We start from the raw sequence: 10,098 nt of genomic DNA on the forward strand, positions 1-10,098 counted from the left end.
GCCCCCGCTCATCCCTGCTTCCTCACCCCGGCTTCACTACTTCGCGAAGCGGTCGGTGGCCTCGATCAGCTGGTCGAGGATGCCCGGCTCGCTGAAGGCGTGACCGGCGTCGTCGATGATGTGGAACTCCGCCTCCGGCCAGGCGCGGTGCAGGTCATAGGCGGTGCGCACCGGGGTGCACACGTCGTAGCGGCCCTGGACAATCACGCCCGGGATGTCCCGGATGCGCTCCGCGCCCTCGATGAGCTGCTCGGGTGTGAAGAACCCCTTGTTGTGGAAGTAGTGGTTCTCGATCCGGGCGAAGGCCAGCGCGTAGTCCTCGTCCGCGTGGTGCTCGCGCAGCGCCAGGTTGGGCCGCAGCGTGACCGTCGACCCCTCCCACACGCTCCACGCGCGGGCGGCCGCCAGCCGCACCTCCCGGTCCGGGGACTCCAGGCGGCGGGCGTAGGCGCCGATCAGGTCGTCGCGCTCTTCCTCCGGGATGGGCGCCAGGTAGGACTCCCACAGGTCCGGGAAGAGGTACGAGGCGCCATCCTGGTAGAACCAGCGCAGCTCCTGGTCGCGCAGGGTGAAGATGCCGCGCACGATCAGCTCGGTGACGCGTTCGGGGTGCTTCTGGGCGTAGGCCAGGGCCAGGCAGCTGCCCCAGGAGCCGCCGAAGACCTGCCAGGCGTCCACGCCGACCATCTCGCGCAGGCGCTCGATGTCCTCGACCAGCGCCCAGGTGGTGTTGGTGGCCAGGTCGACGTCCATGCGGCTGGCGTGCGGGGTGGAACGACCGCAGTTGCGCTGATCGAACAGGAGGATGCGGTACTTCTCCGGGTCGAAGAGCCGACGGTGGTCGGATGTGCAGCCGCCGCCCGGGCCACCGTGCAGGAACACCACGGGCTTGCCCGCGGGGTTGCCGCACAGCTCCCAGTAGACGCGGTGTCCGTCGCCGACGTCGAGCATGCCCGAGTCGTACGGCTCGATGGGCGGGTACAAGGTGCGCAAGGCTGATGACCTTTCTTCGCTGTTCGTGGCTGTGTCGGCCGTGGCCGTGTGCATGGCTTTCGCCGGAACCGGGGTCAGAGCCGGTCCAGGAGCTCGGCCTTCTTGGTGCTGAACTCGCTGTCGGTCAGCAGTCCTTCGGCGTGGAGGCTGCCCAGCTCCCGGATCTTGGCGAAAACCGCCTCGCTGTCTTCGGGCCGGCGCGCGGCCTCCAGCTCAGCGGTGGCGCCGGCGTCCTCCAGCGTGGTCACCTCATCCGCCTGGGCGATGTGGGCGTTGACGGTGGCCGCCATCAACAGGCTCTCCTCGCTGCCCTTCAGGCCGTGCGAGGCCAGGGTGAAGAAGTCGTGCTCCAGCCCGGAGGCCTCGGGCAGGGTCACCCCGCGCAGCACCACACGCAGGGAGCCCTCGTCGAAGTCGACCTGCGGGAACCACTGGAGGCACTCGATCTCCGCCAAGGGGAACTCGCGCGACCTCTCCTGCCCCTTGGCAGTACTGGCCATCCAGCCGTCCCACTGGAGCCGCAGCCGGTCCCCGTCGAAGGTTGCCGAGCCCTCCCCCGTGCGCGCCTGGAAGGGCGGTCCGGGCACCAGCCCCAGACCGACCTGGACGGGCTCCATCAGTGCGGTGAGGGTCTCGCGGGCGTAGCGGGCGAACTCGGCGATCCGGTCCGAGCAGTACTCGGCGACCAGTTCCAGGTCGTGCGGCCCGGTCAGCTGCAGCGGCGTGGTGGCGTGGGCGGCGCCCCCCGTCTCCAGGGGCGCGTAGGGGTCTGCCCCGTCAACCAGGCGCAGCCGGATCCGCCACCCGTTCTTGCGGTCGCCGGGGTCGAACTCCACCTCGCGCACGGCCGCCAGCGGAACCAAGCACTGGCCGAGCGCCTTGAACAGGGCCGGAACCTTGCGTCCGGTACCGAAGCTGACGCGTACGCTCTCCTCGTCGAAACGCCAGAGGGCGTGGTGTCCGCGAAGTTCCTCCATGGGCAACCATCCTAGGGGTGCCCCCGTGAGGCGAAAGTCCCCGGCCCGACCCCGACCACGCCGGGGTCGGGCGGAGGAAAGGGCCGGTGAGGGGTCGAGGGGTCGGGACGGCCCGGAGCGGGTAGAACCGCAGGGGCACACCCCGTCCCGCCACCCGTCCGGTGGCTGGGGGCCCGTGGGCGGTGCGCCCGGCGCGCCGTCCCCGAACCGGAGGCCTTCGATGTCGAAAGAGATGACCGAGGGGGCACGGGAGTTCCGCGCCGCGCGGGACCTGCTCCTACAGCACCGGGAGGACCAGGAGGCCGCGCACCGGGAGTTCACGTGGCCCCGGCCGGAGCAGTTCAACTGGGCGCTGGACCACTTCGACCACGTGGCGGCCACCCGCCCAGACCGGACGGCGCTGTGGTTGGTGGAGGAGGACGGCACCGAGGTCCACCACACCTACCGGCAGCTGTCGGAGCGCTCCAACCAGGTGGCCAACTGGCTCATCGGCCAGGGCGTGCATCCGGGGGACCGGATCATGCTCATGCTCGGCAACCAGGTCGAACTGTGGGAGACCCTGCTCGCCGCGATCAAACTGGGTGCCGTGGTCTGCCCGACCGCCACCAACCTCTCCGAGGGCGACCTGGTGGACCGGCTGGACCGGGGCGACGTCGCGCACGTGGTCTGCTCGCCCGCCGACACCGAACGGTTCGAGCACCTGAGCGGGCACTGGACGCGCATCTGCGTGGGCTACATGGACGGGTGGCTCAGCTACCCGGACTCCGAGCACGCCGGGTTGGACTTCACCCAGCCCCACCGCACCTCCCCCGACGACCCCCTGCTGCTGTACTTCACCTCCGGCACGAGCGCGCGCCCCAAACTGGTCACGCACACCCAGAGCTCCTATCCGATCGGGCACCTTTCCACCATGTACTGGCTGGGCCTGCAACCCGGCGACGTGCACCTGAACGTCTCCGCGCCCGGCTGGGCCAAGCACGCCTACAGCAGTGTGTTCGCGCCGTGGAACGCCGAAGCCACGGTGCTGGTGGTCAAGCAGAACCGGTTCGACCCGGCGGCCCTGCTGGACGCGGTGGTGCGCTGCCGGGCCGACTCGCTGTGCGCGCCGCCGACGGCCTGGCGGATGCTGCTCCAGGCCGACCCGGGCGCCTGGAAGGTGGGGTTGCGCGAGGTGGTCTCGGCCGGTGAGCCGCTCAACCCGGAGATCGTGGAGCGGATCCGCGAGGCCTGGGGGCTCACCGTGCGCGACGGGTTCGGGCAGACCGAGACCACCCTGCTCATCGGCAACGGCCCCGGCCAGGAGGTGGTCGCGGGTTCGGTGGGGCGTCCTATGCCCGGCTACGACATCGTGCTGCTCGACCCGGAGACCGAGGAGGCCGCGGACTCGGGGCAGATCTGCGTGGATCTGGCCAACGAACCCGTGGGCGCGATGCGCGGCTACTCGGACAGCCCCGAACGCACCCGGGAGGTGACCCAGCGCGGCTTGTACCGCACCGGCGACTTCGCCACTCGGGATTCGCGCGGTTACATTACCTATATCGGCCGATCCGACGATGTGTTCAAGGCCTCGGATTACCGCATCTCACCATTTGAACTGGAAAGCGTTCTGGTCGAGCACGAATACGTGACCGAGGCCGCGGTGGTGCCCTCGCCCGACTCGCTGCGGCTGTCGGTGGCCAAGGCGTACGTGACCCTGGCCGAGGGCGTGGCACCCGACGCCGAGACCGCGCGCGCCGTCCTGGAGTACGCCCGCGGCCGCCTCTCCCCCTACAAGAGGGTCCGCCGCCTGGAGTTCACCGCCTTGCCCAAGACCGCCTCGGGTAAGATTCGACGAGTGCAGCTGCGCCAGGCGGAGGCCGAGCGCGGCACAGTCACCGACGGCACGCGCAACGCGCGCGAGTTCTGGGAGGAGGACCTCCCGGGGCTGCAGGACTGAGCCCGCACCTCCCGCCGGGTTTCGGCGGGAATGGCCACCGCGCATTTGCGTCTCAACCAATGAGACAAACTCTTCCGCAATGAGTGAATGTGGCCTTTCCCATCCCCGACTCCCGTCGAATTTGCCGACGCGACCGCGTCCGGCGTGCCCGGCCGCGCTACGGTTCTGTTGCCACACGATCAACATGACGGGACCTAGGGGAGACGATGACGAGCACCAACGACACACGGGTGGCGAGCTACAAGCCACTCATCGCCCCCCAGGACCTGCTCGCCGAGCTTCCCTTGGGTGAGGAGAGCGCGACCCTCGTGGAGAGCTCCCGCTCCGAGGTCAAGCGTGTCCTGGACGGCGAGGACGACCGCCTCCTGGTCGTCGTCGGCCCCTGCTCGGTGCACGACACCGAGTCGGCCCTGGACTACGCCCGCCGCCTCAAGGCCCTGGTCCCGTCGGTCAGCGACGAGCTGTGCGTGGTCATGCGCGTGTACTTCGAGAAGCCGCGCACCACGGTGGGCTGGAAGGGCCTGATCAACGACCCGGGCCTGGACGACACCTACGATGTCCACCGCGGCCTGCGCACCGCCCGCAAGCTGCTCATCGACATCGACGCCCTGGGGCTGCCCGCGGGCACCGAGTTCCTCGACCCGATCACCCCGCAGTACATCGCCGACGTCGTCTCTTGGGGTGCGATCGGCGCCCGCACCACCGAGAGCCAGGTCCACCGCCAGCTCAGCAGCGGTCTGAGCACCCCGGTCGGTTTCAAGAACGGCACCGACGGCGACGTGCAGGTGGCCGTGGACGCCGTGGGCGCGGCGGCCGCCTCCCACACCTTCTTCGGCGTGGACCCGGCCGGCGCCGGTTCCGTGGTCGTCACCGAGGGCAACCCGGACTGCCACGTCATTCTGCGCGGCGGCCGCAGCGGCCCCAACCACGACCCTGCCTCGGTCAGCGCGGCCCTGGACGTCCTCGAGAAGTCCAAGCTGCCGCGCCGTCTGATGATCGACGCCAGCCACGCCAACAGCGGCAAGGACCACGTCCGCCAGGCGGAGGTAGCCCGCGAGATCGCCGCCCAGGTCGCCGAGGGTCAGAAGGGCATCATCGGTGTGATGCTGGAGAGCTACATCGAGGAGGGCGCCCAGAAGCTGGGCGACCCGGCCGAGCTCACCTACGGCCAGTCCATCACCGACAAGTGCATGAGCTGGGACACCACCGAGGGCGTCCTGGAGAACCTCGCCGAGGCCGTCCGCCGGCGCCGCAAGAACGCCGCCTGACGCACGACCTCCGCACAACCGACGCGATGGGGCCTACGCGGATACCGCGTAGGCCCCATCGCTTGTGCACGGGTTCAGGCCCGGGTGTCCTTGACGACCTCGCCGTCCTGAACGACCAGCACGATGTTGGCGCGGTCGCCCAGCAGGGCGATGTCCGCGAGCGGGTCGCCCTCGCACACCACGAGGTCGGCGAGTTTGCCCGCCTCGACCGTGCCCACCCGGTCGGCCGCGCCCAGCAGCTCGGCGGCGTTGCCCGTGCCCGCCACGATCGCCTGCATGGGCGAGAGCCCCACGGACACCAGCTGGGCGAGTTCGCGCAGGTTGCGGCCGTGCTCGGAGATACCAGCGTCAGTGCCCATCGCCACACACACCCCGCGGCTCACCGCGTGCGTGATGCGCTCGTAGGTCTCATCCGCCAGGGCGCGCTTGGTGTCGATCGACTTCTGCGACATGAGGTGGATGCGGTCCTCGAAGTCGAAGGTGGTCAGGGTCGGCACCAGGAACGTGCCGCGCTCCAGCATGAGGTCGATGCCCTCGTCGTCGATCAGGTAGCCGTGCTCGATACTGGCCACCCCACCGCGCACCGCGTTCCGGATCCCCGCCGCGCCCTGGGCGTGTGCGGCGACCGGTCGCCCGCCGTGCTTGGCGGTCTCGTCGACGATCACCCTGATCTCCTCCTCGGTGATCCCCTCGTCCGTGGGGCCGTCGGAGGGGCTGGACAGCCCGCCGGTCGCGCACACCTTGATCACGTCGGCGCCGTCCCGGACCAGACGGCGGGTGGCAACCCGGACCTCCTGCGGAGAGTCCGCGATCTCGGCAGCGGTGTGCTCGCAGTCGTGCGAGTTGGCGCCCGAGGGCAAGGTGAAGTCGGCGTGGCCGCCGGTGTGGCTCATCAGGCGCAGCGCCATGCTCAGCCGCGGGCCCCGGATCAGGCCCCGCTCCTGGGCGATCCGGAACCCGGCATCGGCCCCGCCGAGGTCGCGGGCGCCGGTCACACCCGCCTCCAGGGTGAGGCGCATCCGTTCAGCGGACTCGAAGGCGTGCAGGCTGCGCGAGACCCCGGAGTTGTTGGCGGCTAGGGCACGGCCGTCGGCGAACCCGAAGTGCACGTGGGTGTCGATGAACCCGGGCAGCAGGGTGCGCCCGCCCAGGCTCACCACGGTGTCCTCGGGTCGGGGCTCCGGCGCGTCGGCCGCGGGCCCCGCGTAGGCGATCACACCGCCCTCGACCAGCACCGCGGCGTCCGCGACCGGCGCGGAGCCGGTGCCATCGACGAGGGTGAGGTCCCGGTACAGGGTCCTGGCGCCGGTCATGGAAGGTCTCCTTCGGGGTTGGTGTGGATCAGATGTGCGAGTACATACCCGGGCCGACCGGCAGACCGGCGAAGTAGAACACTGCGAGCACGGTGGTCCAGAGCACCAGGAAGGTCAGCCAGAAGGGCAGGGCCCGCGCGATGACGCTACCGATTCCGGCCTTGGGCTCGTACTAGCGCAGGAAGCCCAGGATGATCACCACGCAGGGACTGAGCGGGGACAGCACGTTCGAGGGGGAGTCACCGATCCGGAAGGCCGCCTGGACGAACCCGGGCTCGTAGCCGATCAGGGCGAACATCGGCACGAACACAGAGGCGCACAGGGCCCACTGGGCGGAGCCCGAGATGATGAAGAGGTTGATCAGGAACGCCAGCAGGATGAAGCAGACGATGGCGCCGAAACCGGTGAAGCCGGTGGCCTCCAGCTGTTCGGAACCCCGGATGGCGATCCAGGTGGACACCCCAATCCAGCTCCGCTCCCCCGGCGACCCCTGACCGCGTTCCCGGGGCCCCGGCGCGGTCTACTCCGCGGGCAGGACCTCCAGGGCCACCAGGAGTTCGCGGCCCAGGGACTCGCGCTGCTCGGCGTTGTCCTCCCCCTCGACCTCCAGGCGCAGGGCGAACGTGTGCAGCTGGTCGCCGTGCTCGACCCAGCCGACCCACCAGCCCGGTACGGGGTCCACGTTCACGCCCAGGCCGGTCCGGCCGAAGAGCTCGTGGTTCGGTCCTTCCTCCACCTTGAGCAGCTCGTGCAGGGCCTCCTGGTGCTCGACGTCCACGGGCAGTTCCGCGCGGGCGAGCTCGGCGACGAAGGTGGCCTGCTCCAGCGCGGAGATCTCCAGCGGACCCTCCAGCCAGAAGCGACCCATCTCGCCCTCTTCGCCCACCTGGCGGTTGCCGTAGTCGAAGCGGTCCACCCAGGTGGACATCCGCTCGTGCCCGATCCGGTCGGCGACCTCCTGGTGCACCGGGACGTCGGTGGTGGGCAGGGCCTCGCGCAGGCTCAGCTCCTCGCCGTCCTCGGGGGAGATCACCTCGTCCACGTCGGCCACCTCGCCGGTCTGAAGGGCGATCAACGTGTTCGGCAGCTTGAACGTGGAGGCGGGCACCGCGCGCTCGCGCGCCCCCTCCGGGTTCACCACGACCGCGGAGCGGTCCCCGGCGTCGAAGAGGACGAAAGTCCCGGTCACCCCCGCCTCGGCGAAGACCGCTTCCAGGTCCTCGCGTTCCACGGTCTGAACGTCGCCCAGTTGGATGGGGTTGCCGACGGTCCCCTGGTCGGGTCCATTCTCTTCCTCGGAACCTCCGCAGGCGGCGCCGGCCAGCAGGGTGATGGCACACCCGGCCGCGCCGACGGCGAAGAGGCCGGGGGCACGCCCCGGCCTCGCGGTAGCGCGTTCGGTGTCGGTGCGCACTCGTCTCCTCCACAGGCTGATCGACGGAACGTCCACCCACAAAGCTAACCCGTGCGGTTACCCACTGGGGCTGGGTTCGGTCGGTTGGGCGGCAGTTGTCCACAACCGGCTGGCCAGTCTTGGGCGCCCTGTGTCGCCGCTGCTAGGCTGAACGTGTTGCTGACCCCGTACGGGAGAGAGTCCGCGTATCCAGCGTGGGCCGCCGAAGGAGCAATCCCTCCCCGATGACAACCTCTCAGGCACACCGGACCGTACGGGCGAGACCACTCTGGAAAGCAGGGACACGTTCCCTCGCCGAAGGTGCAAACCACGCCGAGCGCGCGGTGAAGCTCTCAGGCACCCATGACAGAGGGGGAGGATGGCAACGCCTATCGCACGACACGACGCCCATCCTCTCGGGAGTGCCCATGTCAGAGCCCACGTTCGCGCCGCGCGTCACCGCGCTGCACAAGATCCACGAAGAGGCCGGGGCGACCCTCGTCGACTTCGCCGGGTGGCTGATGCCGCTCCGCTACGCCAGCGAGACCGCCGAGCACACCGCGGTCCGTGAGGCCGCCGGGCTCTTCGACCTCTCCCACATGGGTGAGATCCGGCTGGTCGGCCCGCAGGCCGCCGAAGCCCTCGACCATGCACTGGTCGGCTTCCTGTCCAAGGTGAAGGTGGGCCGCGCCCGCTACACCATGATCACCGCCGAGGACGGCGGGGTCCTGGACGACCTCATCGTCTACCGGCTCGGCGAGCAGGAGTACCTGGTCGTGGCGAACGCGGCCAACGTGCCGGTGGTTGCCTCCGCGCTGGCCGAGCGCGCCTCGGACTTCGACGTCGAGGTCACCGACGAGTCCGCCGCCTACTCGCTGATCGCGATCCAGGGCCCGCGCGCGGTCGAGATCCTCGCCCCGCTCACCGACGCCAACCTCGACGACATCCGCTACTACGCCGGGTACGAGCACACCGTGGCCGGGGTTCCGGTCCTGCTCGCCCGCACCGGCTACACCGGTGAGGACGGCTTCGAGATCTTCGTCAAGCCCGCCGACAAGGCACCCGAGATCTGGGCCGCCCTGATGGCCGGGGGTGCCCGGCACGGACTGGTCCCGGCCGGACTCTCCTCCCGCGACACCCTCCGCATGGAGGCCGGGATGCCGCTGTACGGCCAGGAGCTCAGCGCCGACCTCACCCCCTTCGACGCCGGTCTGGGCCGCGTGGTCAAGCTCGACAAGCCGGGCGACTTCGTCGGCCGCGCCGCCCTGGAGGAGGCCTCACGCACCTCCCGGGAACGGCGCCTGATCGGTCTCGCCGGCCGCGGCCGCCGCCCGCTGCGCAAGGGCCAGGACGTGCTGCGCGACGGAGCCGTCATCGGAGTCACCACCAGCGGCGCCCCCTCCCCCACCCTGGGCCGCCCCATCGCCATGGCCTACGTGGACGGCGACCTCGACACCTCGACCGGCACGTTCACCGTGGACGTGCGCGGCCGGGGCGAGGAAGTCGACGTGGTCGAGCTGCCGTTCTACAAGCGACAGCCGTAGGAAACGGGGGCCGCCACCGCGCGGCCCCGACGACCTGCACGCACCGACGGCTGGATTCCCATGAGGAACCGGCACGGCCGGGGCGTGACCAGGCGTAGGCCGGGCCGGGTCGCCGTACGGGCGCACGGCAGACAAATGGAACACCTCCAAGGAGAGTTGAAGTGAGCGTTCCCACGGAGCTGGGTTACACCGCCAAACACGAGTGGATCGCGGTCGAGGACGGGATCGCCACCGTCGGTATCACCGCGTTCGCCGCCGAGGCGCTGGGCGACATCGTCTACGTCGAGACCCCTGAGGTCGGCAGCGAGGTCACCGCCGGGGAGACCGCGGGCGAGGTGGAGTCCACCAAGTCCGTCAGCGACATCTACTCCCCCGTGAGCGGAGAGGTCGTCGAGGTCAACGAGGGCCTCGAAGACGCCCCCGAGACCATCAACTCCGAGCCCTTCACCGGTGGCTGGCTGTTCAAGGTGCGCGTCTCCGAGGAGCCCGCGGATCTGCTCTCCGCCGAGGAGTACACCAAGCTGACCGAAGGCGAGAACTAACATGACCAGCGACAACCTGCTCAACCAGACCCTCGGTGAGCTGGACCCCGAGGTGGCGGCGGCGGTCGACGCCGAACTGGCCCGCCAGCGCGACACCCTCGAGATGATCGCCTCGGAGAACTTCGCCCCGCA

Annotated in this window: 8 protein-coding genes, 2 pseudogenes and 1 riboswitch; of the genes and pseudogenes, 5 read left to right on the forward strand and 5 right to left on the reverse strand. The window is 70.1% G+C overall.

What is annotated here, in order from left to right:
* Window positions 1-36: 36 nt before the first annotated feature.
* Both pip and D457_RS0130065 read right to left on the reverse strand, forming a co-directional pair.
* Window positions 37-993, reverse strand: coding sequence for a prolyl aminopeptidase (pip, locus tag D457_RS0130060; protein WP_017584371.1), 957 nt, complete (start codon window positions 991-993; stop codon window positions 37-39).
* Between the two features lie 74 nt (window positions 994-1,067).
* Window positions 1,068-1,970, reverse strand: a complete 903-nt coding sequence (locus tag D457_RS0130065; protein ID WP_017584372.1) for a DUF4429 domain-containing protein — start codon at window positions 1,968-1,970, stop codon at window positions 1,068-1,070.
* A gap of 220 nt (window positions 1,971-2,190) precedes the next feature.
* Here D457_RS0130065 and D457_RS0130070 point away from each other — a divergent pair, with 220 nt between their 5' ends.
* On the forward strand, window positions 2,191-3,906 hold the full coding sequence (locus tag D457_RS0130070; protein ID WP_026117175.1) for an AMP-binding protein: 1,716 nt from the start codon (window positions 2,191-2,193) through the stop codon (window positions 3,904-3,906).
* A gap of 206 nt (window positions 3,907-4,112) precedes the next feature.
* Entirely contained in the window at window positions 4,113-5,174 is a 1,062-nt protein-coding gene (locus D457_RS0130075; RefSeq protein WP_017584374.1) for a 3-deoxy-7-phosphoheptulonate synthase, read from the forward strand.
* Between the two features lie 74 nt (window positions 5,175-5,248).
* Here D457_RS0130075 and D457_RS0130080 read toward each other — a convergent pair whose 3' ends face one another.
* The 3 genes and pseudogenes from D457_RS0130080 to D457_RS0130090 all read right to left on the reverse strand — a co-directional run bounded on the left by D457_RS0130080 (window position 5,249) and on the right by D457_RS0130090 (window position 7,901).
* On the reverse strand, window positions 5,249-6,487 hold the full coding sequence (locus tag D457_RS0130080; protein WP_017584375.1) for a metal-dependent hydrolase family protein: 1,239 nt from the start codon (window positions 6,485-6,487) through the stop codon (window positions 5,249-5,251).
* Window positions 6,488-6,515: 28 nt separating this feature from the next.
* Window positions 6,516-6,947 (reverse strand): annotated as a pseudogene (locus D457_RS35190) (AbgT family transporter).
* A gap of 60 nt (window positions 6,948-7,007) precedes the next feature.
* The gene (locus D457_RS0130090) at window positions 7,008-7,901 is read right to left on the reverse strand and encodes a penicillin-binding transpeptidase domain-containing protein (RefSeq protein ID WP_017584377.1); all 894 of its coding nucleotides are present in this window, start codon (window positions 7,899-7,901) and stop codon (window positions 7,008-7,010) included.
* 160 nt (window positions 7,902-8,061) lie between these two features.
* Window positions 8,062-8,163: riboswitch (glycine riboswitch) on the forward strand.
* Between the two features lie 145 nt (window positions 8,164-8,308).
* Between D457_RS0130090 and gcvT the strand changes: the two genes are divergently transcribed.
* The 3 genes and pseudogenes from gcvT to D457_RS36055 form a co-directional block, all read left to right on the forward strand.
* Window positions 8,309-9,424: a glycine cleavage system aminomethyltransferase GcvT gene (gene gcvT, locus D457_RS0130095; RefSeq protein WP_017584378.1), complete on the forward strand. Its 1,116-nt coding sequence runs from the start codon at window positions 8,309-8,311 to the stop codon at window positions 9,422-9,424.
* 161 nt (window positions 9,425-9,585) lie between these two features.
* The gene (gene gcvH, locus D457_RS0130100; RefSeq protein ID WP_017584379.1) at window positions 9,586-9,966 is read left to right on the forward strand and encodes a glycine cleavage system protein GcvH; all 381 of its coding nucleotides are present in this window, start codon (window positions 9,586-9,588) and stop codon (window positions 9,964-9,966) included.
* A gap of 1 nt (window position 9,967) precedes the next feature.
* Window positions 9,968-10,098: pseudogene (locus tag D457_RS36055) on the forward strand (serine hydroxymethyltransferase); the annotation flags it as partial.

It is taken from the genome of Nocardiopsis valliformis DSM 45023 (assembly GCF_000340985.1).
Classification (GTDB): Bacteria; Actinomycetota; Actinomycetes; order Streptosporangiales; family Streptosporangiaceae; genus Nocardiopsis; species Nocardiopsis exhalans.

Coding starts and splice junctions, on each gene's coding strand:
- D457_RS0130075 (WP_017584374.1), top strand. CDS start 4,113: ATGACGAGCACCAACGACACACGGGTGGCGAGCTACAAGCCACTCATC.
- D457_RS0130065 (WP_017584372.1), bottom strand. CDS start 1,970: ATGGAGGAACTTCGCGGACACCACGCCCTCTGGCGTTTCGACGAGGAG.
- gcvT (WP_017584378.1), top strand. CDS start 8,309: ATGTCAGAGCCCACGTTCGCGCCGCGCGTCACCGCGCTGCACAAGATC.
- D457_RS0130080 (WP_017584375.1), bottom strand. CDS start 6,487: ATGACCGGCGCCAGGACCCTGTACCGGGACCTCACCCTCGTCGATGGC.
- D457_RS0130070 (WP_026117175.1), top strand. CDS start 2,191: ATGTCGAAAGAGATGACCGAGGGGGCACGGGAGTTCCGCGCCGCGCGG.